Raw genomic sequence first — 23,619 nt, 5'->3', positions numbered from 1 at the left:
GCGTGGGAGAGTAGGTCACCGCCAAACCTAATAAAGAACCAAATAGCGTATCCTCTCAAAACGATGACTTAAATACAAAACGCCGGTAGCAAAAAGCTGCCGGCGTTTTGCATTCGAGGGCTTAGAACTTGATAGGAGCTCCGAGACTTTCTTTCGAGAATGACGACTTCGCAACTTTAAGTTGAAATACATTCGGTGATAGAGGAAGAAAAAACAAACCTTCGAGCGATACGATAAATGGAGAGCTACATTGACTAGCTTGAACGCGTTGGCTGCAGAATGCCGACATCGGGTTAAGATCAGACTCTTGTCACAAGGTTGGAAACTTCCCGGTTCAGCGGGAAGTTTGTTGTTAGAAAAGCGGGCGCAGGAACTTCTGAATTCAGGACAAGTTCAAAGCGCTGAAGAGATGTTCACCCTCCTTAGAGCTAGACCAGGATATGAAGATACAGCTTCGTCGGGGCTTGCTTTGGTGTACCAGGCGCAGGATCGTTGGGACGAGGCTGCAGAGATCTTGAAGAAGCTCTATGCATCGGACCGAAGAAACCGATCCTTCGCTGCACGCTATGGTACCGCCTTGACCGAGCTTGGAAGGTCTGCCGAGTATTTGCAACTATTGCTCGGTGACAAGGAAATGGGGCTATTAAACGACGAAGACAGTTTTCAACTGGCAAAGCTGGAAGCACAGCAGAGCAATCGCGTGCTGGATCATCAAACGATCAAGCTGTTCTACAAAAAATCTCAGGAAAGCTTTGCAATTAGCAGCGCCTATTTTTCATCACTAATCAACCTAGGACTGCTTACTGAAGCTGAGGTTGTTCTGAATGAATTTGCTAAGAATTTCCCCAATCGTTCGGGAAAGTTGAACCAGTACCGGGCGCGCTTGGACCGTCACATGCCAAGCCACCAGCAACTTGCGAAACCCCGTAAATCAGACACAACATTCGGATACCCACGCACTTCACCCAAGTTTGCCCAACAGCTTCGACAGCTAATGGTCCAGAGGAAAACGGGCCAGGCGTTCAAACTTGTTCAGAAGGAAAAGGGATTTAGAGACAATATTCATGTGCTCAAGATTGAGACAGAGATCCTATTAGCACATGGCGACGCAACTGGAGCGGTGAAAACAGCGATTCAAGCTGTGCGGCTTTGCGAAAACTATGAGTCTCTCTCGCGGTTGCATTCGGCCTTGATCTCTAAAGGGTGGATCGTTTTCGCAGATCACGTTGCCGACTATATCTCGGCCCGAAAGCCTGACACGCTGGGCAAGTATGAAACGCTTGCCGCGATTGAACTTGAACGCGGGCACTGGTGCGATGCGCGCGATTGGGCCGCGAAAAACCTCGTCCATGATCCGTTGAACACTATCTGTCTGCAAGTGTTGGCTGAGGCATCGTTCCAAATGGGAGACACTGAACGTTCATACGGGTGTGGCCTTGCGCTCGCGACACAGGATCCAAGATTTTACGCGGAAGACCCAGCAATCCGGGAACTGGCGACCAGCGACACCCGTTCGAAAATCCAGAGCATTGCTGACAGTCTGCCCGAGGAAGATGGCGCCATTATTGACGAGGACATGGTGGAAGCGCTTTCCGCCATCATGCCGAACAAGCATGCTTTCAAAGCTTATCCGCGCAGCCCTTCGCATGTTGATGCGTGCATGAAGAAGCTAAAGCAAGTTGAAGACGAAGGCGGGACTGCTGCAGTTTTTAACGATATGGAAGCCAGCGCAGAATTGGTGTTGTCGACTATCGCGTCACAAGCAAGCGCTGGCGCAGTTTGCGCTCGCGTTGCAGATCTATCTCGCAAGGCCGGGAACCTTCAAGAGGCTCACAACTGGTACGAGCGTGCATGCTTTGTGAACAAACGCAGCAGCCTCTACGTAACTCGGATGAAGCGCTTCATCGCCGAAACCTCGCCAAAATATATGTGCAAGTCGCCTGATCGTGTTGCGATTCTTTTGCTCAGCTGCGCACCGAACCTGTCGCGTGCACGGGTTCTGGCCGCACAGCTTCATGACGCGAGTGGGAAGGATGTGATCCTGCTTTGGGCCAAAGATGATCAGAGCGGTTTTACGCTTGAAGATCGCGATTTCGGCGCAGAACTTGTTGTGCCGTGTTCTGATGGGTATCAGGCACTGCCGCGAAAAATTCTGCTGGCCTATCGGTTCCTAGCGGTGAATACGAACTGTCGCGGTGTGTTCAAGATTGATGATGATGTGTTTGTCCATGATGGCCCGAGGATGAAATCTATGATCGATATGTGCTCGCAATCCGGCGTTTCATATCTCGGGAATCTCACCAAACTGAACAGCGCGGTTTATCATCATGGCAGGAATCTGCAGGTTGGTGAAAAAAGGCGTGTCGCGGTGCATTCCCAAGTGGAATACTGCAACGGAGCAGGCGGGTACTATTTGTCCCGCAGCGCCCTCAGAGAGATTCTGGTTGTGGGCCTGCGTGAATATGGCGTTCCCAACCATCCGGCCGTTTTTGAAGATGTGATGATCGGTGAAATACTTCATCGTGTGGGGATCAGGCCAATCCATTTGAACACGTCTAGGGTCGGAGGATACTCGATTGATGTGTATGAGCCGATGAGCCTGTTGAAACGTGGTGTGTGGGAGTAGTGCCAGTGATTAAGATGGCTAAGAAACTGGTCAGGAAGCTCAAGCGATCTGATGACAAGTCATTTGTCCTTGTCGTGACCCACGCGCGTAGCGGATCAACTTTGATGCAAGGCATCTTGAACCGAGCCCCCGGCTGGCACATTCATGGTGAAAACGCCAATGTTCTGTACCACCAATATCGAGAACAGTTGGCGGCGCGCAAAATCAAAAAGCATCAGAAACACGGCCCGCGCACCTCGCCGGAAACCTCTCCTTGGTTTGGGTATAAGAATCTGGACGTCCAAGAGGTAAACAGGCAGGCCCGTCAGCGTATGCGATCATTCCTGATTGATCATGCGCCAAAGGATGCAACGGTTGTTGGGTTCAAAGAGGTGAGATATCTGGACATCTTCCTTGAAGATCCGGAATTCTTGCAAGGCTATCTGGACTACTTGCTGAAAGCTTTGAAGCCTTGCAAGTTCATCATATTGACACGCGACCCAAGCGAGACGTCGAACAGCGCCTGGTGGGCTGAGCGCGACCAAAATGAAGTCGTGTCAAATATGCAGGCCTTCGGTCGCTTCCTGTCCGACTACGCCAGCAGCCATCCAGACCATGCGGTGCATGTAACCTATGATGACGTTGTCAATCAAACGGATGTTTTCCGGGACATGCTTTCGTTCGTCGGCGCCAAAATTGATCAGGACCAGCTCTCCGAAGTGCTTTCGCTTCCGCATAGTTTCAGAACCAAATCGATCCGTCCTTACGCTGTACCTAAACTGTCTGGGAAAAGAAAAAATAGGCCGCTTCTCATAGAGGCGAACACAGAATGGGCCAAAGGGAACAGCAGTGCAGCGCGGAAGCTGTATCAATCTTACTATGACGCAGTAGATCTGATTGATGGCCGTCGGGTTCTTCCGGCATACGTGTTTCGCCGCTTGGGGTTGAAGCGCTGGCATGCGATGACCGTCGAAACCCCGAAGGTTGCATATTTTGACATCCCAAAATGTGGCTGTACGTCGGTCGCAGCTCTGTTGTTTTCAGCGCAACAGCCGGATGTTCAGAAACCGGAAGATCTGCACAAACACTTCAAGGTCGCTATGGACACGGACTCGATCGAGCATCTGAAGGATCACTTCAAGTTCACAATCGTCCGGGATCCGGTAAAGCGGTTCGTGTCTTGTTTCCGCAACCGCGTTTGCCACCACGGCGATCTGAATCCTTTGGTCGACGCAAGAATCATCATACGCCTGCCGGACATCAACGAATTTGCCATGCGGTTGGACTATTTCGCAGACCAGTGCGTGGTGCTTGAGCATCATGTGTTGCCGCAGTCGTGGTTTCTGAACGGAGATTTGACTTTTGTGGACCGCGTCTATCCGATCGAGGAGATGGCGCAGATTGCCAAGGATGTCTCGCAAATGGTTGGTCGTGAAATGGATATGCCACGCGAACAGACCGGTGGCCCGGATGTTGGTCTTGGGGATCTGTCTGAAGAAGCATTCGAGCATATCCTGAACCACTATGCAGACGACTATGAATTGCTTCGGGATTACTATTCGGTGGATGCGATACGGGCAGAGTACAAAGCCGCCCGTGATGCCAAGCAACTTGCCGAAAGCGCCTGAACATTGGCGTGTCCTGCGGGCATGAGGACTTGATTGGGCCACAATAGGGGGCTTGCGTTTCCCATAAGGCTTGCGTGGCATAAGAGGGTCGTCTATATGCCCCCGGTGGCCTTGCGTCACAGAATCAAAACCAAGAAAAGCCGTGTTTGGCCCCGTATCGCTTCTGGGGCCAGTTCCGGCAAAGGAGAAGCGAAATGAAATTGCATGAACTGCGCGACAATCCTGGCGCAACCAAACCCCGCAAACGCGTTGGTCGTGGTCCCGGTTCGGGCACTGGTAAAACCGGTGGCCGTGGTATCAAAGGTCAAAAGTCGCGTTCGGGTGTAGCTATCAATGGCTACGAAGGCGGCCAAATGCCCCTCTACCAGCGTCTTCCCAAGCGTGGCTTCAACAAGCCGAACCGCAAGAAGTTCGCTGTGATCAACCTGGGCCTGATCCAGAAGTTCATCGACGAAAAGAAAATCGACGCCAAAGACATCACCGAAGACACTCTGGTTGCTTCGGGTCTGGTGCGCCGCAAACTGGACGGTATCCGTGTTCTGGCCAAAGGTGAACTGACCACCAAAGCCAACATCACCGTGACCGGTGCGTCGAAATCGGCTGTTGAAGCTGTCGAAAAAGCTGGCGGTAAGTTGACCGTCGCTGCTCCGGCTGCTGCTGAATAAGACCTTGTGAGGGGCGCGCCAGCCCCTTACATGTCTAATCACGTTTTCAAGCGCCGCCGGAGCCGGGAACGGTCCGGCGGCGTTTTACTTGATCCAAGGGGGCCTTATGGCATCTGCAGCAGAACAAATGGCGTCGAACATGAGCTGGAGCGCCTTCGGCAAGGCGACCGAGCTTCGCCAGCGCATCTTCTTCACGATCGGGCTTCTGATCATCTATCGTCTTGGCACGTTCATTCCTGTTCCGGGAATCGACGCGAACGCATTGCGAGAGTTCATGGACCAAGCACAATCCGGCATCGCCGGCGTGCTGGGCATGTTCACCGGCGGCGCGCTTAGCCGGATGGGTGTCTTTGCCCTTGGCATCATGCCGTACATCTCGGCCTCGATCATTGTGCAGCTTCTGTCTTCCATGTGGGAGCCGCTGAAGCAGCTGAAGAAAGAGGGCGAGCAAGGCCGTAAGAAGATCAACCAGTACACCCGCTATGGCACCGTTCTGCTGGCCACGGGTCAGGCCTTCGCTCTGGCGAATTCGCTGCAAGCTGGCGATCTGGTGACCAACCCCGGCGGCTTCTTTATTGCGGCCTGTGTGATTACTCTGGTTGGCGGCACCATGTTCCTGATGTGGCTGGGTGAGCAGATCACCGCACGCGGCATCGGCAACGGGATCTCGCTGATCATCTTCGTGGGAATCGTAGCTGAAATTCCCGCTGCACTGGCTCAGTTCCTGGCTTCGGGTCGTTCGGGTGCGATCAGCCCCGCCGTAATCATCGGCGTCTTGGTGATGGTCGTGGCCGTAATTGGCTTCGTTGTGTTCATGGAACGTGCGCTGCGCAAGGTTCACATCCAGTACCCGCGCCGTCAGGTTGGTATGAAGATGTACGATGGTGGTTCGTCCCACCTGCCGATCAAGGTGAACCCGGCGGGCGTTATCCCGGCGATCTTCGCCTCTGCGCTTCTGCTGCTGCCGACCACGATTTCGACCTTCTCGTCCGGTCAGTCCGGCCCGATCATGTCGACCATTCTGGCCTACTTCGGCCCCGGTCAGCCGCTGTATCTGCTGTTCTTCACGGCGATGATCATGTTCTTCACCTTCTTCTACACCAAGGAAGTTGCGTTCAAGACGGACGAGGTCGCGGACAACCTGAAAAACCAAAACGGTTTCGTGCCCGGCATTCGCCCCGGTAAGAAAACCGCCGAGTATCTGGACTATGTTGTCACCCGCCTGCTGACGCTCGGCTCGATCTATCTGGCCGCCGTCTGCTTGATGCCGGAAATCCTGCGCAGCCAGCTGGCAATCCCGTTCTACTTCGGCGGCACCTCGGTTCTGATCGTTGTATCGGTGACCATGGACACGATTCAGCAGGTTCAATCTCACCTTCTGGCTCACCAGTATGAGGGTCTCATCGAGAAGTCTCAGCTGCGCGGCAAGAAACGTAAGAAGGCTCCGTCGCGCCGATGAACATTATTCTGCTTGGACCGCCGGGTGCCGGCAAAGGCACTCAAGCCGCCAAACTGGTTGAAGAGCGTGGCATGATCCAGCTGTCGACCGGGGACATGCTGCGCGAGGCGAAAGCCTCGGGCACAGAGATGGGCAAGAAAGTTGCCGCCATCATGGACGCGGGCGAACTGGTCACCGATGAGATCGTCATCGGCTTGATCGAAGAAAAGCTGGAAGGCGACACCGGAGGCGGCTTCATCTTCGACGGCTTCCCCCGCACACTGCCTCAAGCGGACGCTCTGGGTGCTCTGCTTGAGAAGCACGGTCAGACGCTGGACGCCGTTGTTGAAATGCGTGTGGATGACGACGTTCTGGTCGGTCGCATCGTCGGCCGCGCCGAGGAAGCCCGCAAAGCCGGTCAGCCTGTGCGTGCCGACGACAACGAGGAAAGCCTGAAGATCCGTCTGATGGAATACTACAAGAAGACCTCGCCGCTGATTGGCTATTACTGGGCCAAGGGTGACCTGAAGTCGGTCAACGGTCTGGGCACAATCGACGAAGTGCAGGCCGAGATCGCCGAAGTTCTGGGCGCCTAGTACAGACGCCAAAGATGAATTGCAGAGCGCCGCGTTCTCGACGTGGCGCTTTTGCTTTTTGGGGCGGGGCAGGGGCGCTAACAGCGCTTGGTTCTTTGATGGGTTGACGAATGGTTCATTCCCATCTAAGTCACCCCATCCCTAACGGGAATCGGTGTGTCTAAGGGGTCGCTCCCCAAACCGCACCAGACCAAAGAATTCAGCGCGGCCCGTGGGAAAAATCCGGCGGGCTTCCGTTGTGAAAAAAGGTTCCGGAGTTACGGATCCGCAACGAAAGGAAAGACTACGTGGCACGTATTGCTGGCGTAAACATCCCGACCCATAAACGGGTCCCGATCGCCCTGACATATATTACCGGTATCGGCCATACTTCGGCTGCCGCCATTTGCGAAGCTGTGAACATCGACGTAACCCGTCGTGTGAACGAACTGTCGGACGCCGAAGTCCTGGCAATTCGCGAGCACATCGACGCGACCTACACCGTTGAAGGTGACCTGCGCCGTGAAGTTCAGATGAACATCAAGCGTCTGATGGACCTGGGCTGCTACCGCGGTCTGCGTCACCGTCGCAACCTCCCCGTACGCGGTCAGCGTACATCCACCAACGCACGTACCCGCAAAGGCCCCGCAAAGGCCATTGCCGGTAAGAAGAAGTAAGGGAGGGTTTGACGAATGGCTCGTGATAAGACTCGTACGAAGCGTAAAGAGCGTAAGAACATCGCATCCGGTGTTGCTCACGTGAACTCCTCGTTCAACAACACCAAGATCCTGATCTCGGACGTGCAAGGCAACGCCATCTCGTGGTCGTCGGCTGGCACCATGGGCTTCAAAGGCTCGCGTAAATCGACACCGTATGCTGCTCAGATGGCTGCGGAAGATGCAGGCAAGAAAGCTCAGGAACACGGTGTTAAGACGCTGGAAGTTGAAGTTCAGGGCCCCGGTTCGGGTCGTGAATCGGCTCTGCGCGCTCTGGCTGCCATCGGCTTCAACATCACCTCGATCCGTGATGTAACCCCGATCGCACACAACGGCTGCCGCCCGCCGAAGCGCCGTCGCGTATAAGAACATTTTACGGCCGGGCCCCGCACGAAGCGAGGCCCGGTTTCCGTCATTTTCACCTCGGGCGTCCTGCCCTTTGGACATGGGGACAGGACAAGTATGGAGGGACGCATGATCCACAAGAACTGGGCAGAATTGATCAAGCCGACACAGCTGGACGTAAAGCCGGGTAATGACCCTGCACGTCAGGCAACTGTTGTTGCCGAACCGCTGGAGCGTGGCTTTGGTCTGACCTTGGGCAACGCCCTGCGCCGCGTGCTGATGAGCTCGCTGCAAGGTGCCGCTATTACGTCGGTTCAAATCGACAACGTTCTGCACGAGTTCAGCTCGGTTGCTGGTGTACGTGAAGACGTCACCGACATCGTTCTGAACCTCAAAGGTGTAGCGATCAACATGGAAGTCGAAGGCCCCAAGCGCCTGTCAATCTCGGCCAAAGGCCCGATGGTTGTCACCGCAGGAGCGATTTCGGAATCCGCTGGCATCGAGATCCTGAACAAAGATCACGTGATCTGTCACTTGGATGACGGCGCAGATCTGTTCATGGAACTGACCGTCAACACTGGCAAAGGCTATGTGGCTTCGGACAAGAACAAGCCGGAAGATGCGCCGATTGGCCTGATCCCGGTTGATGCGATCTATTCGCCGGTCAAGAAAGTGTCGTATGATGTTCAGCCGACCCGTGAAGGTCAGGTTCTGGACTATGACAAGCTGACCCTGAAGCTGGAAACCGATGGTTCGGTTACCCCGGAAGATGCTGTGGCATATGCTGCGCGCATCCTGCAGGATCAGCTGTCGATCTTCGTAAACTTCGACGAGCCGGAAGCAGCTGGCCGTCAGGACGAAGACGATGGTCTCGAGTTCAACCCGCTTCTGCTGAAGAAAGTGGACGAGCTGGAACTGTCGGTACGTTCGGCAAACTGCCTGAAGAACGACAACATCGTTTACATTGGCGATCTGATCCAGAAAACCGAAGCCGAGATGCTGCGCACTCCGAACTTCGGCCGCAAGTCGCTGAACGAGATCAAAGAAGTGCTTTCGGGCATGGGTCTGCACCTTGGCATGGATGTCGAGGAATGGCCGCCTGAGAACATCGAAGAGCTGGCGAAGAAATTCGAAGACCAGTTCTGATTTGACAAGTTTCCGGGGGCGGCGTAGAGCGGCCCCCGAAATGCCCACAGTAGTGGGGAACATCTGGGCAATCCTGCCCCAAGGAGAGGGACCGACACGCATCGGTTCTCAGACAAAGCACCGCTCGTTCAAGAGCACCAAAGAAGGATTAAGAAAATGCGTCACGCTCGTGGTTACCGCCGCCTGAACCGCACCCATGAACACCGTAAAGCCATGTTCGCTAACATGGCTGGATCGCTGATCGAACACGAACAGATCAAGACCACCCTGCCCAAGGCCAAAGAATTGCGCCCGATCATCGAAAAAATGATCACGCTGGCCAAACGTGGCGACCTGCACGCTCGTCGTCAGGCTTCGGCCCGTCTGAAGCAGGAAGCTCTGGTTGCTAAACTGTTCGACGTTCTGGGCCCGCGCTATCAGGACCGTCAGGGTGGTTACGTTCGCGTTCTGAAAGCGGGCTTCCGCTATGGCGACATGGCTCCGATGGCGATCATCGAATTCGTAGAACGCGATGCCGATGCCAAAGGCGCAGCTGACCGCGCCCGTCTGGAAGCTGAAGAAGCTCTGGTAGACGCCGAAGAATAAGATCGACCCAAGTCGTTCTAGAAAAGCCCCGCCTTGTGCGGGGTTTTTTGCTTTTCGCCCCTAAGTGGTGAGCACCCAACGCACTGCTTGACCTTACGTCAAATTGCAAGCTCAGGTTGTTTGACTTTTTGCAGCTATATTAAATAGATAGTTTTTACCTGAATTGATGAATTCTTGAAATTACGCAGGGTGGCCTACCAGATATGCAGTGGAAGACCGACCTCAGCGAAAGATTGACGATTGTGGATAGTCTCGCACCGTCCGGATATGCGTTGGGGCTGCATGCGCGGAATGGTGCGCCGTTTATGTTGCTGCAAACCTATGATCCTGAATGGTCCGCGAAATACGTCGATGAAGGCTATATGATGGTCGATCCGTTGGTGCTCTGGGGGGTCCAAAATGAAGGCGCCATTCGCTGGAGCGATCTGGAGTTCCCGGACCCACACAAGGTTTTTGCACAAGCAGCAAGCTACGGGGCTAAATACGGTGTCGCCGTGTCTATCGGGCCGATTACATCACGTAGCATCGGTGGGTTTGCGCGTGCTGATCGGGAATTTACTGACACGGAAATGCAGCACTTGCTTGAGGTGATAACCGAAATTCATCTGGGCACGCAGCCTCCGAAAAGCCTGACCCCTGCACAGCGCGCCGCTCTGCAATTGGTTGCTAAGGGGTTTCGCCACGCGGAAGCGGCGGCAAAATTGGGAATCTCGGAAAGTGCGCTTAAGGCTCGGTTGAGCAGTGCACGTGATCGTCTGTCGGCCCGCACCACATCCGAGGCCATTCAGCGCGCGCAAGAAAACCGCTATATCTAGAACCGGTCGTTTTCTTCTTTTCCCCACCCGCGCAGGCGCATAGTTTCGGCATATGGCAGACCTGTTTGACAGTTCCACCGACCGCCCGGATCGCGGTCATGATGCACCGCGCCCCTTGGCGGATCGGCTGCGTCCGCAATCCCTGTCGGACGTGATCGGGCAAGAGCAGGTGCTTGGACCCGAGGCCCCCTTGGGCACGATGCTGGCGGCTGGCAGTCTTGGGTCACTGATCCTGTGGGGACCTCCCGGTGTGGGCAAGACCACTATTGCCCGCCTTCTGGCCCGCGAGACCGACCTGCATTTTGTTCAGATCAGCGCGATCTTTTCCGGCGTGCCTGAGCTGCGCAAAGTGTTTGAGGCAGCTAAGCACCGCCGCGCAAACGGGCAGGGGACGCTTCTGTTTGTGGACGAGATTCACCGCTTCAACAAAGCCCAGCAGGACGGGTTCCTTCCCTATATGGAAGACGGCACCATTCTGTTGGTCGGTGCCACCACGGAAAACCCTTCATTCGAGCTGAACGCAGCTGTGCTGTCGCGGTCTCAGGTTCTGGTGCTGACACGCCTGTCGTTGGCAGATCTGGAACGGCTGGTGCAGCGTGCGGAACAAGAGCTGGGGAAGGCGTTGCCTCTGACTGGCGAGGCACGAGAAGCACTTTTGGAAATGGCAGATGGCGACGGTCGCGCGCTGTTGAATCTGGTGGAGCAAGTCACGGCATGGAAGATCGAAGGCAAGCTGGACGTTGAAGGTCTGTCCTCGCGCTTGATGAAGCGGGCTGTCGTGTATGACAAGTCAGGTGATGAGCACTACAACCTGATATCCGCCCTTCACAAATCCGTGCGTGGCTCGGACCCGGACGCGGCGCTTTATTGGTTTGCGCGGATGCTGAACGGTGGCGAGGATCCCCGCTTTTTGGCCCGCCGCCTGACCCGCATGGCGGTCGAGGACATTGGTCTCGGCGACCCGCAGGCGCACCGGGTCTGTCTGGATGCGTGGGAAACTTACGAACGTTTGGGCAGCCCGGAAGGTGAACTGGCCTTGTCGCAGGCGGTGATCTATCTGGCGCTTGCTCCGAAATCCAACGCCAACTACGTGGCCTTCAAGGCGGCGATGGCTGCGGCCAAGAAAACCGGCTCTGCACCACCCCCTAAGCACATCCTGAATGCACCAACACGATTGATGGAAGAGCAGGGCTATGGTGACGGATATGCATATGACCACGATGCGCCCGACGGGTTCTCGGGGCAGAACTATTTCCCCGACGATATGAAGCGTGGGGTCTATTATGTGCCGGTCGAACGCGGTTTCGAACGAGAGCTAAAAAAACGCACAGACTACTTCGCAAAACTGCGCAGAAAACGGCTGTGACAATTTATTCTCTTGTCGATAGAATTTATCGACGGAAAATTGGGCGTGATCCGTATTACGCTCACCAATCTACGCCCACGCATTCTAAGGAGTAATTTCATGCGTTTTGCTATTTTTGCAGCAGCTCTTGCCCTCCCCACTGTCGCACTTGCCGCTGACCCGGTTCAGGATGTGGTTGAAGCCCGCCAAGGTTTCTACAAGCTTCTGGGCGCCAATATGGGCGTGCTGGCCGGCATGGCCAAAGGCGAGATCGAATATGACGCCGCCGCCGCGCAAACCGCTGCTGACAACATGGGCACGCTGACCATGTATAACATGTCGCATCTTTTCATGCCCGGCACTTCCAGCGCGGATTCAGACAAGACCCGCGCTTTGCCGGCGATCTGGGAAGACTTCCCCGGCGTACAGGAAAAAGGTACGGCCTTTGTTGGTGCCGTGCAGGCCATGCAGGCCGTGGCCGGAGCAGGCAAGGACCAGATGGCTGGCGCACTTGGCCCGCTGGGTGGTTCCTGCAAAGGATGCCACGACACCTACCGCGCTAAGTAAACAGGTATGAGCGACATGGACGAGCAGCTTCCCGAAAGCGTCGAGCGCGTCAAGCTGTGGGACACGGCCCTGCGCCTGTTTCACTGGGCGCTGGTTGTCTGTGTCGTCACGGGCTGGATGTTGGGCCGGTTTGGGCCCAACATCATGACCCTGCATTTCTATGCAGGTTACGTAGTGATTGGCCTGCTGGCCTTCCGTATTCTTTGGGGCTTTGTTGGCTCGCGCCCCGCGCGTTTCAGCCATTTTCTGTTCGGCCCGAAGAAGACGCTGAGCTATGTGGCGACTTTACCCAAGCGCAAACCAAGCTATTGGCCCGGCCACAACCCGGTGGGTGCCCTGTCAGTCTTCGCGCTTCTTGGTGTTCTGATCTTGCAGGTTGGGACGGGACTGTTCATCGACGCGGATGACTTCATCAACACCGGCCCGCTGGTGGATTGGGTCAGCTATGACACAGCGCGTGCCGCGGCGGGGCTGCATTATCGCCTGTCACTTCTACTTCTGGCGCTGATCGTGCTGCATCTTGGTGCAATCCTGTTTTATCGCTTCTGGAAGCGTGAAAACCTTGTAAAACCGATGATCACAGGCTGGAAAGAGGTGCGCAAGGACCACCCCGACGCTTGACAACACAGGCGCTTGGCCTCAGTCAGACCTCATGATGACACCCCTTTTGCAAGTTGCCTTGGGCGGCGCACTTGGCGCTTCGGCCCGCTATCTGACCGGCACAACGGTCACCCGACTTTTGGGCCACGGCTTTCCGGCCGGGACCATGGTGGTGAACGTTGTCGGCTCTTTCCTGATGGGGGCGTTGGTCGTGGTGCTGGCCAAGAAAGGCGGCCAAGCGGCTGCGCCTTTCCTGATGACCGGGCTGCTTGGGGGCTTCACTACGTTTTCGGCTTTTTCGCTGGATGCTGTTACCTTGTTTGAGCGCGGGCAGGTGATGGCGGCGATGGGCTATGTCTTGGGGTCCGTTGTGATCTCGATCGCGGCTTTGATGGCGGGCCTTTTGGTGGCTCGAATGGTACTGGCATGAGCGTTCAACACATTACACTTGGCCCGGACGAGGCCGAACAACGTCTGGACCGATGGGTCAAACGGATGTTCCCCCATGCGGGACAAGGCCGGATCGAGAAAGGCTGCCGCAAGGGTGAGTTTCGCGTGAATGGTGCGAAGGTTAAATCCTCGACCCGTATCGGCCCGGGGGATGAAGTGCGTTTGCCGCCACTTCCCGTCTCGAAAAACGAGCGTACCGAGCCCAAGGCCAAGGCGGCTGTTTCGGCGGCGGATGCCAAGATGATCCAATCCTGTGTCATTTACCGCGATGACCATGTGATTGCGTTGAACAAACCTCCTGGTCTGCCTACGCAAGGCGGATCGAAGCAGCTTAAGCATGTTGATGGGCTGGCAGAGGCGCTGAAGTTTGACCGGGATGAAAAACCCCGCCTTGTGCACCGCTTGGACAAGGACACCTCTGGCGTTCTGTTGCTGGCGCGTACGCAGGCAGCGGCCTCGGGGCTAACCGCTGCGATGCGTCACAAAGAAACCCGCAAGATATACTGGGCCGTCGTGGCTGGCGTGCCGACCCCCTATCTGGGCGAGATCCGCTACGGCCTGTTCAAAGCAGCGGGTGGCGGACGCGGTGCGGGCGAAAAGATGATCTGTGTGCATCCGCGCGCGATGAATGACTACCCAGACGCCAAGCGCGCGCACACGCTCTATGCAACGCTCTATCGCGTCGCAAGCCGTGCGTCCTGGGTCGCGATGGAGCCGATCACCGGCCGCACTCACCAGTTGCGCGCCCACATGGCCGAAATCGGACACCCGATTATCGGCGACGGCAAATATGGTGGCTCATCTCAGGACAACATGGGCGACGGCTGGGGCGCGATGATTGGTGGCGACATTTCTCGCAAACTGCATCTGCACGCGCGCTCGATGACGTTTGAGCATCCCGTGACGAAGAAGCCCATTACCGTCACCGCTGAACTGCCACCCCATATGGCGGATACGTTCAATACCTTCGGCTGGACACCGGATCTAGCCGCTGATGATCCGTTCGAGGCGCTCTGAATGACGACCCTTAAACTTGCCGTCTTCGATGTAGATGGCACACTGATCGACAGTCAGGACTTTATCGTTGAAGCGATGAACCGTGCCTTTGGCGAAATGGGCGTGGCGCTTCCAAGCCGCGAACAGGTTTTGTCGATCGTCGGTCTGTCCCTGCATGACGCCATCGCGCAATTGGTTCCTGACCTGTCAGACCGCGACGTCGACATCGCGGCCCAGCAGTACAAAGACATGTTTATCAAACTGCGCGCTGAAAAGGGTGGCGAGGCTGCTGCGCCGATGTATCCCGGCGCGCGCGAAGCTTTGGAAGTCCTGCACCCGCGCGACGAGTTGTTGTTGGGCGTGGCGACCGGGAAGGCGCGGCGCGGGTTGGATCACGCCTATGATGCGCATGATCTTCGCAAGTTTTTCGTGACTCATCAAACCGCCGACGATCACCCATCGAAGCCGCATCCGTCGATGTTGCAACGGGCACTTTCCGAGACCGGTGCCGAGGCGATCAACGCGGTGATGATCGGCGATACAAGCTTTGATATGGACATGGGCAAAGCTGCCGGGTTTCGCACTATCGGTGTCACTTGGGGTTATCACCCCCGAGAGCGACTGATCGCGGCTGGCGCAGATATCTTGATTGATGCGTTTGCGGAACTGCCCGCAGCGCTGGACGAACTTTGGGGAACAACATGAGCGGTTGGGCGGCAAAACGGTTCTGGAAAGAAACCACAGTAGGCGAAGCCGATGGCGGCTTTCAGGTGCTTTTGGATGGGCGCGCGGTCAAAACGCCAGCGAAGTCCCCTCTGGTCGTGCCATCGCGCGCACTGGCTGAAGCCATGGCTGCCGAATGGGACGTGCAAGAGGACGCCGTGGATCCCAACGCTATGCCAGTTACGCGTATGTCGAACTCGGCGATCGACAAGGTATCGGTGCAACACGCCGCCGTTGCGGACATGCTGGCCGCCTATGGTGACAGTGATCTTTTGTGTTACCGTGCCACCGAACCGCGTGAGCTTGTCACCCGTCAGGCCGAGAATTGGGACCCAATCCTTGACTGGGCGGTCGATTCTCTTGATGTGCGGCTTAAACCCGTCGCTGGCGTGATGCACGAAGCTCAGGATGCGCATTCTGTTCGGAAACTGACGGATTTGGTCCACAGTTTCGCTCCTTTTCAATTGACCGCGTTTCACGATCTCGTGTCGATGTCCGGCTCGCTGATCTTGGCATTCGCCGTAACGCACAAGCATTTGGATGCAGGTGCAGCATGGGAATTGTCGCGTTTGGACGAGCTTTGGCAGGAAGAATTGTGGGGCAAAGACGAAGAAGCGCAGGAATTGGTTGAAAAGAAGACCAAGGACTTTGCTCTTGCAGCATGGTTTTTCGCTGCAATCGGTGACGAAACTTAATGCAACCAAAGCGTTAAGTAGGGCTAATTTTATTGCTTTCCCCTAGGTTAAGCATCGCAAATCGCGATGTAACCCTTGACGAAATATGATCAATCCTTTCAAAATCTGTCGCAGTTGAAAGGGAAATACCCTTTCTGCACCACTCACTGCGGGCGTAAATCCGCAAATAAAGCCCGAAAAAAAATGGGCATAATCAGGAAGAGGTAAATATGAAGAGAACCGCTTTTCTTGGCGCACTCACTGTTGCTGGCATCGCTGCTAGCGCTGCCATGGCTCAGGACGTGTCGACAATTGATCAGGTCAAAGAGCGCGGCAAGCTGAACTGTGGTGTGACCACTGGTTTGGTTGGCTTCGCGGCTCCGGATGCAAACGGCGAATGGCAGGGCTTTGACGTGGGCGTATGCCGCGCTGTTGCTGCCGCCGTATTGGGCGACGCCAACGCTGTTGAATTCGTTCCGACCACCGGCAAGACCCGCTTCACCGCGCTTGCTTCTGGCGAAATCGATATGCTGGCCCGTAACACCACCTGGACCTTCTCGCGCGATGTCGACCTGAAGTTCGAATTCGTTGGTGTGAACTACTATGACGGCCAAGGCTTCCTGGTTGCCAAGGATCTTGGTGCAACCTCGGCCAAAGAACTGGACGGTGCAACCGTTTGTGTACAGACCGGCACCACCACAGAGCTGAACTTGGCCGACTTCTTCCGTGCCAACGACATGAGCTATGAGCCGGTTCCGATCGAAACCAACGCAGAAGCTCAGCAGCAGTATCTGGCGGGTGCATGTGACGTGTACACCACCGACGCTTCGGGTCTGGCTGCAACGCGTGCAACCTTCGAAGATCCTTCGGCACACATCCTGCTGCCCGAGATCATCTCGAAAGAGCCGCTCGGTCCGCTGGTCCGCCACGGCGACAACAACTGGGGTGACGTGGTTCGCTGGACCCTGAACGCTCTGATCGCTGCTGAAGAGCTGGGCGTGACCTCGGCTAACATCGGTGAGCTGGCAGCATCCCCAGGCAAGAACAAGGAAATCAACCGCCTGTTGGGCTCTGAAGGGACCCTTGGCGAAATGCTGGGTCTGGATGCTGAATGGGCCAAACGCGCCGTCATGGCGGGCGGCAACTATGGCGAACTCTTCGCCAAAAACCTTGGTGAAGATACACCGATCGCTCTGGCACGCGGCCTGAACGCACAGTGGACCCAAGGCGGCCTGCTGTACGCTCCGCCCTTCCGCTAAAACACTCATGAAAAGGGCGTGGTTGATCCACGCCCTTTTTCTTTCCATCTGAACGCACCTTGGCACCGCGGTCTAAGCCGCGCCTATAATCAAAACGCCAAGGGCAACGGGGATGTATCACATGACATCTATGACCGACCCTCATCAGGGCCAGTTCCGGCTATCCATGCTGTTTAACGATACACGCTATCGTTCACTGACCTACCAAGCCATCGCTGCCATCATCTTGGCACTGGTGATTTGGTACCTGGGTAACAACCTTATGCAAAACCTTCGCGCGGCTGGCCTGAATATCTCATTCGGCTTCCTGGGCGATCCCGCGGGGTACGATATCAGTCAGCGCTTGGTTGAGTATGACAGCCAATCGTCGCACGCGCGTGCCTCTATCGTCGGCATCTTGAACACGCTTCTTGTGTCGTTCCTGGCTTGCCTAACAGCTACAGTCTTTGGCGTTGTCGCCGGCGTCTTGCGCTTGTCCAACAACTGGTTGGTGTCCAAGCTCATGGCCGTCTACGTCGAAATCTTCCGCAACATTCCGGTGCTGATCTGGATCATCATCATTTTCACGATCATGACTGCAGTGATGCCTGCACCGCGCGACTTCCGGGGTGATACCCCCGAAGCCTCGATGCTGCTGGACATGTTCGCCTTCACCAACCGTGGCGTTTATATCCCGGGCCCATTCTTCACCTCGCCTCTTTTCGCGAACCCGTTCCTGAACTGGGTGCTGGTGCTGGCGGTACTGGCTGGCAGCCTGTTTGCAACACGTCGTCTCGGCCGTTGGGCCACGGCTGTTCAAGAACAGTCCGGCTTGCGCCCGACCACCTGGTACTACTCTCTGGCCATTTGGCTTGTCCCGGTAGGCCTGCTTTTGTTGGTCATGGGGCTGGCATGGGAAGCTCCGGCCCTTAAGGGGTTCAACTTCAAGGGTGGCATCAAAATCGGTGGCGCACTGATCGCTCTGTGGTTCGCCCTGTCGATCTATACCGGTGCCTTCATCGCCGAGAACGTCCGTGCGGGCATTCAGGCGATCAGCAAGGGGCAAACGGAAGCTGCAGGAGCTCTGGGCCTGCGCCCGCGTCGCACAATGAACCTCGTGGTCCTGCCTCAGGCCCTGCGGGTCATCATTCCGCCGCTGATTTCACACTATCTGAACATCACCAAGAACTCGTCTCTGGCGATTGCAGTGGGCTATGCCGATGTGACCGCAACCCTTGGCGGCATCACGCTGAACCAAACCGGTCGTGCGATCGAATGTGTGCTTCTGTTGATGCTCTTCTATCTGACGATTTCGTTGCTCATCTCGGTCGGGATGAACTTCTACAACAAATCCGTTAAGCTGAAGGAGCGTTAATATGACCAATCTTTCATTTGTACGCTCTGAAATGCTGCCCGAGCGGGCGCCGCCCGCGAACGAGGTGGGCCTGGTCAAATGGCTGCGCACCAACTTGTTCTCGACCTTGCCAAATGCGCTTCTGACAATTGTTGCGTTCTATGTGATCTATCTTGCCCTTGCGAATGTGCTTCCGTGGATCTTTGGTGGTGTCTGGACCACGTCCAGCCTGTCTGAATGCCGCGAAGTTCTTCAAGGCGAAGTAGGTGGCTGTTTCTCGGTCCTGACCGAGCGCTGGAACCAGCTGATCTATGGGTTCAAATACCCAAGCGAGCTGTATTGGCGCCCCAACATTGCGCTGGTTCTGCTGGCCTTTGCTATTGCTCCGGTGCTGTTCTTTGATCTGCCGCGTAAGCTGCTGCTGTTTACAGCCGTCTATCCCTTCATTGCTTACTGGTTGGTCTGGGGAGGCCCGATCGGTGTCCCTCTGACCGCCTTTGTCGGTCTCGTCGGAGCCTATCTGGTGTTCGAACGCTATAGCACGGCAAGTTTTGCCGCCGGGTCCTTGGGGGCAGTTGCCGTTGCATTTGTCCTTTGGTTCATTGGCGGCGCTCTGGTGGATGCGATGGCAAGCGAAAGCCCTCTGCTGACCCCGGTTGCTTCGCGTGACTTGGGTGGGTTCATGCTGAACCTTATGCTGGGTGTGACCTGTGTGTCCCTTTCGATTCCCCTGGGGATCGCCTTGGCGCTGGGCCGTCAATCCAGCATGCCGCTGATCAAAGGCGTCTGCGTGGTCTTCATCGAATTTATTCGTGGGGTTCCGCTTATCACGCTTCTGTTCGTGGCATCGGTGATGCTGGCCTATTTCTTCCCGCCAGAAGCAACTGTGGATCTGTTCCTGCGCGTGGTGATCATGATTACTCTGTTCTCGTCGGCCTATATCGCCGAGGTGATCCGGGGTGGTCTGGCTGCCTTGCCGAAGGGACAGTACGAAGCGGCTGATAGCCTTGGATTGGATTATCCGCAGGCCATGCGCTTCATCATCCTTCCGCAGGCGCTCAAGATCTCGATCCCGGGTATCGTGAACGTTGCGGTTGGCCTGTTCAAGGACACCACACTGGTCTCGGTGATCTCGATGTTCGACCTTGTCGGCATGATCCGCGGCCCGATCTTGGCATCGCAGGAATGGAACGGGGTGTATTGGGAACTGCTTGGCTTTGCCGCACTCCTATTCTTCGTCGTCTGCTACGGCATCTCACAATACTCGCAGTGGCTGGAACGTCGTCTCGCCACCGATCACCGCTAAAGGAGAGACTACATGTCTTCTATTTCTCTCGATCACCACGTTGATCGCAGCAAGATGGCCGTCTCGGACGAGGTGGCAATTGAAATCAGCAACATGAACAAGTGGTATGGCTCGTTCCACGTGCTGCGCGACATTGATCTGACCGTCTATCAGGGCGAACGGATCGTTATCGCGGGCCCGTCGGGCTCGGGTAAATCCACCTTGATCCGTTGTATCAACCGCCTGGAAGAGCACCAGGAAGGTCAGATCATCGTTGACGGGACCGAGCTGACCTCGGACCTGAAAAACGTCGATAAGGTGCGCTCGGAAGTGGGGATGGTGTTCCAACACTTCAACCTCTTCCCGCATCTGACCATTCTGGAAAACTGCACGCTGGCCCCGATCTGGGTGCGCAAAGAGCCCCGGAAAGAGGCTGAAGCGCGCGCGATGCACTTCCTTGAGAAGGTGAAGATCCCGGAACAGGCCCATAAGTACCCGGGCATGCTTTCGGGTGGTCAGCAGCAGCGTGTGGCGATCGCCCGCTCGCTGTGCATGATGCCGCGCATTATGCTGTTCGACGAACCCACCTCGGCGCTTGACCCTGAGATGATCAAGGAAGTGCTGGAAACCATGGTAGAGCTTGCCGAAGAGGGCATGACCATGATTTGCGTGACCCACGAGATGGGCTTCGCGAAAGAGGTCGCCAACCGCGTGATCTTCATGGATGCCGGCCAGATTGTGGAACAGAATGAACCGGAAGAGTTCTTCAACAACCCGCAATCGGAACGCACCAAGCTGTTCCTCAGCCAGATCCTCTGATCTTCGGACAAAACAATCCAAAGCCCCGCCATTTTGGTGGGGCTTTTTTGTTGCGAGGGTGCTAGAACGCGGCCAACACGGTCACCTCAATCACGGAATGACATCATGACTGCCAACAAACGTATCGTTCTTTCAAGCGACCACGCTGCCATTGATCTGCGCAAGATGATCGCGGATCACATTGTTGCCAAAGGGTACGAGGCTGTCGACATCGGCCCGATGACCCCTGAAAGCACACATTACCCCAAACACGGCGAAGCTGCTGCTCGGAAGGTCGCTTCGGGCGACTGTGCGCTGGGCATCATCCTGTGCGGCACCGGTCAGGGCATCATGATGTCGGCCAACCGCGTTGATGGCATCCGCTGCGGTGTGTGCTCCGAGGCGTTCTCGGCCCGTATGATCCGCGAACACAACAACGCCAACATGCTGTCCATCGGCGCGCGCGTTGTCGGTCAGGATCTGGCATTGCACATCGTCGACGCCTTCCTTGACGCCGAGTTCGAGGGTGGACGTCACGCCACCCGTGTGGACATGATGGAAGCGATCGAAGGCTAATCAGCAGAGGGCAGGGCGCCCATGACCGCAAAACCGATATTCGACATTCGAAAATCAGTTTCCAGACGCAATCTGGAATACATGATCATCATGCCGGTTGTTGTAGCTCTGTTCCTTGGTGCGGGGCTGTGGCTGGTGCCCGCTGATGCGGTCTGGGCCCTGTCCTTCGAGGCGCTTGAGACGTGGACCCTATGGGGGTTTCTCGGCCTCTTCCTGATCATCACAGCGCTGTACCATCTGGCAAAACTGATCTTCTTTGCGCGCCGCGCCGTTGGTACGACTGGGGAATGGCGGTTTCGCCTGACGCAGGATGATCTTCTCTGGCAGGTGCCTGATCATGCTCATGGCCCGGAAGAGGGATTCCATGTGCCACTCGTCGCCATCAAGGAGCTAGAGCACATTACGATCTACCGCTCAGATGAAGCCGAAGAGAACCAGTACTGGGTGCATTTCCACGATCACCCATCGATTCAGCTGCGGGAATATACCGGGTATTCCATCCGGGCTTTGATGGACAAGATCCATCAGGCGGGCGTCCCGTTCGAGCGGACGTTGCGTGGGGATTGATCCCCGTAGGGTCGATCAGATCAGTTCGCGCGGGACCACGAAATCCACAGCGCGGCCCGTACCCCAATTCACATCCGCCCAGGTTTCCACATCAAACTCGATCACGGATGTCGCCGCGGTGGGATAGTGATGGAATTTTTCATGCGGGTGCGGCTCAGCTACCAGTCGTCGCGCCATATAGGCCGATCCGGGATTGTGCGCGACCATCATCACGGTCCCCGCCGAGGCACCGCGCAGCTTAGCCAACATGGTTTCCGGATCCGCCAGATAGAGCGCAGACTGATAGCTTGCCTGCGGCACGCCCACCAATCTGTCCGCGATCAGCGCCCAGGTCTCGCGCGTCCGGGCGGCATCCGAACACAGCACCTCGCCCGGGGTGTGCCCATGATCTGCAAGCCAACGCCCAATGGCCTTGGCCGAGGCGCGCCCCCGCTTGTTCAGCGGGCGGGAATGGTCATCAAGGTCCGCTTCGCTCCAGCTGGACTTCGCGTGACGGGTCAGGATCAGGGTCAAGGTCATGTCGGGTTAAAAGCTCTCATGTGAAATGCGGATTGAAGGGGCAACCTGCCATAAGTTTGGCTGACAGGACAAGTGCGCCGCACTGCGCAACCTTGCGTCATGCAACCTGCTTGATCCTCTGCGTTGAGATGGGATTTGCAGGCAGGCACGTCGTAGCCATCGGGACCAAGGGCATCCACCGGGCAGGCGCTCAGACAAGGTGCGTCGCAGGTCAGGCAGGGTTTCGTTCCCGTGTCTGGCAGGTCTAGCAAATGCGGAATGCGGATGGCTCCGCGATAGCTGACCCACAAACCTGCCGTGTCGTGCACCAACATGCCCACCGGGCTGCCCCACGCCCGGCCCGAAGCCCGCGCCCATGCCTGAAAGGGTGGGTATGGTGGCCCATCCGACGGAAACACCGCACTGCCGCCCCAGCGCTGGGCAAGGTCGTTGAGCACCCGTTTTGACCAGCGGTCTATTGGATCCGCTGCACCGTCACGTGCCTCGGGTGTGTCAGAAAACGCCGCCCAGAACCCCGGCTCGTGCGGTCCAAGAAGAAGGATGGTGCCGCTATCCTCGTGCAACATACCGAAGATTTCGAGCTGAACGGCGCGTGCCTCGGCCGCGTGATCTATTTCCGCCTGAACGGCAGCATCAGGCTCCAGCCCAGCTTCATCGGTTTCTCGTCCTGCCATTCCAGTCCTATCACCATGTCGTCATGCCCGTCCTGCGGTTGGGCGGTATAGGTGCCAAACCACCGATCCCAGATCGACAGGCAGAACCCATAGTTGCTGTCCGTCTCGTGGCGGTGCACCGAATGATGCACACGATGCATGTCGGGTGTCACAAGAACAAGTCTCAAGGCGCGATCCAGAGCCAGTGGAAGCCGCCAATTGGCGTGGTTGAACATGGCGGATCCGTTCAGAACGACCTCGAACAGGATCACCGCAATCGCCGGCGCGCCGATCAGGTACACCAACCCGATCTTGATCAGCATGGAGGCTGCGATTTCAATCGGATGGAACCTAAGCGCGGTTGAGACGTCAAAATCTCGGTCTGCGTGGTGCACGCGGTGTAAACGCCACAGCGCGGGCACCTTGTGAAAGACCAGATGCTGCGCCCAGATTGCGAAATCGAGGATCAGGAACGCGGCTAGGACCTCTATCCAGGTGGGCAGGCCGATGACGTTAAACAGGCCCCAGCCCTTGGCTGTGGCATCAACCGCGGCACCGACGGCCAAAAGAGGCAGAAGCAGGCTCATCAGCCGCAAGGTGAGGCTGTCGATGATCACCAGTGATAGATTGGTGAACCACCGGCCCGAGCGCGGCTGCACGCGTGCACGGCGCGGGGCAAGCGCCTCGGCCATTGCAAAGAGGGCAAAGAGCAGCAGAAAGCTGCCCAGACGGATCAGGATTTCATATTCCACAAGG

The 23,619-nt window shown here is 56.4% G+C and carries 26 protein-coding genes; 23 read left to right on the top strand and 3 right to left on the bottom strand.

Going from position 1 to position 23,619, the window contains the following annotated elements; genetic code table 11:
* Positions 1-250 precede the first annotated feature (250 nt).
* From ALP8811_RS12110 to ALP8811_RS12000, 23 genes are all read left to right on the top strand, one after another.
* Complete coding sequence (locus ALP8811_RS12110) at positions 251-2,626, top strand: tetratricopeptide repeat protein (protein ID WP_146184022.1); 2,376 nt, start codon at positions 251-253, stop codon at positions 2,624-2,626.
* 14 nt (positions 2,627-2,640) lie between these two features.
* Complete coding sequence (locus tag ALP8811_RS12105; protein WP_108857347.1) at positions 2,641-4,233, top strand: sulfotransferase family 2 domain-containing protein; 1,593 nt, start codon at positions 2,641-2,643, stop codon at positions 4,231-4,233.
* Positions 4,234-4,427: 194 nt separating this feature from the next.
* Entirely contained in the window at positions 4,428-4,898 is a 471-nt protein-coding gene (gene rplO, locus ALP8811_RS12100) for a 50S ribosomal protein L15 (protein ID WP_108857346.1), read from the top strand.
* A gap of 106 nt (positions 4,899-5,004) precedes the next feature.
* Complete coding sequence (secY, locus tag ALP8811_RS12095) at positions 5,005-6,357, top strand: preprotein translocase subunit SecY (protein ID WP_108857345.1); 1,353 nt, start codon at positions 5,005-5,007, stop codon at positions 6,355-6,357.
* Complete coding sequence (locus ALP8811_RS12090) at positions 6,354-6,932, top strand: adenylate kinase (RefSeq protein ID WP_108857344.1); 579 nt, start codon at positions 6,354-6,356, stop codon at positions 6,930-6,932. The genes secY and ALP8811_RS12090 overlap by 4 nt, the downstream gene beginning before the upstream one ends.
* Positions 6,933-7,219: 287 nt before the next feature.
* Positions 7,220-7,588, top strand: a complete 369-nt coding sequence (gene rpsM / locus ALP8811_RS12085; RefSeq protein ID WP_108857343.1) for a 30S ribosomal protein S13 — start codon at positions 7,220-7,222, stop codon at positions 7,586-7,588.
* 15 nt (positions 7,589-7,603) lie between these two features.
* A complete protein-coding gene (rpsK, locus tag ALP8811_RS12080) occupies positions 7,604-7,993 on the top strand; it encodes a 30S ribosomal protein S11 (RefSeq protein ID WP_108857342.1) in 390 nt (129 codons plus the stop codon).
* Positions 7,994-8,101: 108 nt separating this feature from the next.
* On the top strand, positions 8,102-9,118 hold the full coding sequence (locus ALP8811_RS12075) for a DNA-directed RNA polymerase subunit alpha (protein WP_108857341.1): 1,017 nt from the start codon (positions 8,102-8,104) through the stop codon (positions 9,116-9,118).
* A 156-nt stretch (positions 9,119-9,274) separates the two neighbouring features.
* Complete coding sequence (gene rplQ / locus ALP8811_RS12070; RefSeq protein WP_108857340.1) at positions 9,275-9,703, top strand: 50S ribosomal protein L17; 429 nt, start codon at positions 9,275-9,277, stop codon at positions 9,701-9,703.
* Between the two features lie 203 nt (positions 9,704-9,906).
* A complete protein-coding gene (locus ALP8811_RS12065) occupies positions 9,907-10,518 on the top strand; it encodes a helix-turn-helix transcriptional regulator (protein ID WP_108857339.1) in 612 nt (203 codons plus the stop codon).
* Between the two features lie 52 nt (positions 10,519-10,570).
* Complete coding sequence (locus tag ALP8811_RS12060) at positions 10,571-11,884, top strand: replication-associated recombination protein A (RefSeq protein ID WP_108857338.1); 1,314 nt, start codon at positions 10,571-10,573, stop codon at positions 11,882-11,884.
* 99 nt (positions 11,885-11,983) lie between these two features.
* Positions 11,984-12,430 carry a c-type cytochrome gene (locus ALP8811_RS12055; RefSeq protein WP_108857337.1) on the top strand — a complete coding sequence of 149 codons (447 nt, stop codon included), beginning with the start codon at positions 11,984-11,986 and terminating at the stop codon, positions 12,428-12,430.
* A 6-nt stretch (positions 12,431-12,436) separates the two neighbouring features.
* Positions 12,437-13,051, top strand: coding sequence for a cytochrome b/b6 domain-containing protein (locus ALP8811_RS12050; protein ID WP_181363748.1), 615 nt, complete (start codon positions 12,437-12,439; stop codon positions 13,049-13,051).
* A 31-nt stretch (positions 13,052-13,082) separates the two neighbouring features.
* Positions 13,083-13,460 carry a fluoride efflux transporter CrcB gene (gene crcB, locus ALP8811_RS12045; RefSeq protein WP_108857336.1) on the top strand — a complete coding sequence of 126 codons (378 nt, stop codon included), beginning with the start codon at positions 13,083-13,085 and terminating at the stop codon, positions 13,458-13,460.
* Entirely contained in the window at positions 13,457-14,497 is a 1,041-nt protein-coding gene (locus tag ALP8811_RS12040; RefSeq protein ID WP_108857335.1) for an RluA family pseudouridine synthase, read from the top strand. The genes crcB and ALP8811_RS12040 overlap by 4 nt, the downstream gene beginning before the upstream one ends.
* On the top strand, positions 14,498-15,181 hold the full coding sequence (locus ALP8811_RS12035) for an HAD-IA family hydrolase (RefSeq protein ID WP_108857334.1): 684 nt from the start codon (positions 14,498-14,500) through the stop codon (positions 15,179-15,181).
* Positions 15,178-15,894, top strand: coding sequence for an ATP12 family chaperone protein (locus ALP8811_RS12030; RefSeq protein WP_108857333.1), 717 nt, complete (start codon positions 15,178-15,180; stop codon positions 15,892-15,894). Before ALP8811_RS12035 ends, ALP8811_RS12030 begins: the two co-directional genes overlap by 4 nt.
* Before the next feature lie 209 nt (positions 15,895-16,103).
* Positions 16,104-17,132 carry an amino acid ABC transporter substrate-binding protein gene (locus tag ALP8811_RS12025; protein WP_108857332.1) on the top strand — a complete coding sequence of 343 codons (1,029 nt, stop codon included), beginning with the start codon at positions 16,104-16,106 and terminating at the stop codon, positions 17,130-17,132.
* A gap of 121 nt (positions 17,133-17,253) precedes the next feature.
* Positions 17,254-18,486: an amino acid ABC transporter permease gene (locus ALP8811_RS12020; RefSeq protein WP_108857532.1), complete on the top strand. Its 1,233-nt coding sequence runs from the start codon at positions 17,254-17,256 to the stop codon at positions 18,484-18,486.
* 1 nt (position 18,487) lies between these two features.
* Positions 18,488-19,771 carry an amino acid ABC transporter permease gene (locus ALP8811_RS12015; protein ID WP_108857331.1) on the top strand — a complete coding sequence of 428 codons (1,284 nt, stop codon included), beginning with the start codon at positions 18,488-18,490 and terminating at the stop codon, positions 19,769-19,771.
* A gap of 54 nt (positions 19,772-19,825) precedes the next feature.
* On the top strand, positions 19,826-20,569 hold the full coding sequence (locus ALP8811_RS12010) for an amino acid ABC transporter ATP-binding protein (RefSeq protein ID WP_181363763.1): 744 nt from the start codon (positions 19,826-19,828) through the stop codon (positions 20,567-20,569).
* Positions 20,570-20,674: 105 nt separating this feature from the next.
* Positions 20,675-21,124 carry a ribose 5-phosphate isomerase B gene (gene rpiB / locus ALP8811_RS12005; protein ID WP_108857329.1) on the top strand — a complete coding sequence of 150 codons (450 nt, stop codon included), beginning with the start codon at positions 20,675-20,677 and terminating at the stop codon, positions 21,122-21,124.
* 21 nt (positions 21,125-21,145) lie between these two features.
* The gene (locus ALP8811_RS12000) at positions 21,146-21,691 is read left to right on the top strand and encodes a hypothetical protein (protein ID WP_146184021.1); all 546 of its coding nucleotides are present in this window, start codon (positions 21,146-21,148) and stop codon (positions 21,689-21,691) included.
* Positions 21,692-21,706: 15 nt separating this feature from the next.
* Here ALP8811_RS12000 and ALP8811_RS11995 read toward each other — a convergent pair whose 3' ends face one another.
* Genes ALP8811_RS11995 through ALP8811_RS11985 form a run of 3 tightly spaced genes read right to left on the bottom strand, consistent with a single transcriptional unit; the run spans position 21,707 to position 23,615 of the window.
* On the bottom strand, positions 21,707-22,210 hold the full coding sequence (locus ALP8811_RS11995) for a SixA phosphatase family protein (protein ID WP_108857327.1): 504 nt from the start codon (positions 22,208-22,210) through the stop codon (positions 21,707-21,709).
* Positions 22,207-22,884 (bottom strand): 4Fe-4S dicluster domain-containing protein, encoded by a 678-nt coding sequence (locus ALP8811_RS11990; protein WP_245924630.1) that lies wholly within the window; start codon positions 22,882-22,884, stop codon positions 22,207-22,209. Before ALP8811_RS11990 ends, ALP8811_RS11995 begins: the two co-directional genes overlap by 4 nt.
* On the bottom strand, positions 22,821-23,615 hold the full coding sequence (locus tag ALP8811_RS11985) for a sterol desaturase family protein (protein ID WP_181363762.1): 795 nt from the start codon (positions 23,613-23,615) through the stop codon (positions 22,821-22,823). Before ALP8811_RS11985 ends, ALP8811_RS11990 begins: the two co-directional genes overlap by 64 nt.
* Positions 23,616-23,619: the final 4 nt, after the last annotated feature.

The sequence above is a fragment of the Aliiroseovarius pelagivivens genome (genome assembly GCF_900302485.1).
GTDB lineage: Bacteria > Pseudomonadota > Alphaproteobacteria > Rhodobacterales > Rhodobacteraceae > Aliiroseovarius > Aliiroseovarius pelagivivens.
Note: the sequence above shows the minus strand (reverse complement) of the source record. Positions and strands in the feature narration are given on the sequence as shown.

What these genes read in the sequence shown, in the direction of transcription:
- ALP8811_RS11995 (WP_108857327.1), bottom strand. Translation starts at nt 22,210, where the DNA reads ATGACCTTGACCCTGATCCTGACCCGTCACGCGAAGTCCAGCTGGAGC.
- ALP8811_RS12055 (WP_108857337.1), top strand. Translation starts at nt 11,984, where the DNA reads ATGCGTTTTGCTATTTTTGCAGCAGCTCTTGCCCTCCCCACTGTCGCA.
- ALP8811_RS12050 (WP_181363748.1), top strand. Translation starts at nt 12,437, where the DNA reads ATGAGCGACATGGACGAGCAGCTTCCCGAAAGCGTCGAGCGCGTCAAG.
- ALP8811_RS12030 (WP_108857333.1), top strand. Translation starts at nt 15,178, where the DNA reads ATGAGCGGTTGGGCGGCAAAACGGTTCTGGAAAGAAACCACAGTAGGC.
- ALP8811_RS12000 (WP_146184021.1), top strand. Translation starts at nt 21,146, where the DNA reads ATGACCGCAAAACCGATATTCGACATTCGAAAATCAGTTTCCAGACGC.
- rplQ (WP_108857340.1), top strand. Translation starts at nt 9,275, where the DNA reads ATGCGTCACGCTCGTGGTTACCGCCGCCTGAACCGCACCCATGAACAC.
- ALP8811_RS12020 (WP_108857532.1), top strand. Translation starts at nt 17,254, where the DNA reads ATGACATCTATGACCGACCCTCATCAGGGCCAGTTCCGGCTATCCATG.
- ALP8811_RS12090 (WP_108857344.1), top strand. Translation starts at nt 6,354, where the DNA reads ATGAACATTATTCTGCTTGGACCGCCGGGTGCCGGCAAAGGCACTCAA.
- ALP8811_RS12065 (WP_108857339.1), top strand. Translation starts at nt 9,907, where the DNA reads ATGCAGTGGAAGACCGACCTCAGCGAAAGATTGACGATTGTGGATAGT.
- ALP8811_RS12010 (WP_181363763.1), top strand. Translation starts at nt 19,826, where the DNA reads ATGGCCGTCTCGGACGAGGTGGCAATTGAAATCAGCAACATGAACAAG.
- rpiB (WP_108857329.1), top strand. Translation starts at nt 20,675, where the DNA reads ATGACTGCCAACAAACGTATCGTTCTTTCAAGCGACCACGCTGCCATT.
- rpsK (WP_108857342.1), top strand. Translation starts at nt 7,604, where the DNA reads ATGGCTCGTGATAAGACTCGTACGAAGCGTAAAGAGCGTAAGAACATC.
- ALP8811_RS12060 (WP_108857338.1), top strand. Translation starts at nt 10,571, where the DNA reads ATGGCAGACCTGTTTGACAGTTCCACCGACCGCCCGGATCGCGGTCAT.
- ALP8811_RS12105 (WP_108857347.1), top strand. Translation starts at nt 2,641, where the DNA reads ATGGCTAAGAAACTGGTCAGGAAGCTCAAGCGATCTGATGACAAGTCA.
- crcB (WP_108857336.1), top strand. Translation starts at nt 13,083, where the DNA reads ATGATGACACCCCTTTTGCAAGTTGCCTTGGGCGGCGCACTTGGCGCT.
- ALP8811_RS12015 (WP_108857331.1), top strand. Translation starts at nt 18,488, where the DNA reads ATGACCAATCTTTCATTTGTACGCTCTGAAATGCTGCCCGAGCGGGCG.
- ALP8811_RS12035 (WP_108857334.1), top strand. Translation starts at nt 14,498, where the DNA reads ATGACGACCCTTAAACTTGCCGTCTTCGATGTAGATGGCACACTGATC.
- ALP8811_RS12025 (WP_108857332.1), top strand. Translation starts at nt 16,104, where the DNA reads ATGAAGAGAACCGCTTTTCTTGGCGCACTCACTGTTGCTGGCATCGCT.
- ALP8811_RS11990 (WP_245924630.1), bottom strand. Translation starts at nt 22,884, where the DNA reads ATGGCAGGACGAGAAACCGATGAAGCTGGGCTGGAGCCTGATGCTGCC.
- secY (WP_108857345.1), top strand. Translation starts at nt 5,005, where the DNA reads ATGGCATCTGCAGCAGAACAAATGGCGTCGAACATGAGCTGGAGCGCC.
- ALP8811_RS12075 (WP_108857341.1), top strand. Translation starts at nt 8,102, where the DNA reads ATGATCCACAAGAACTGGGCAGAATTGATCAAGCCGACACAGCTGGAC.
- ALP8811_RS12040 (WP_108857335.1), top strand. Translation starts at nt 13,457, where the DNA reads ATGAGCGTTCAACACATTACACTTGGCCCGGACGAGGCCGAACAACGT.
- rplO (WP_108857346.1), top strand. Translation starts at nt 4,428, where the DNA reads ATGAAATTGCATGAACTGCGCGACAATCCTGGCGCAACCAAACCCCGC.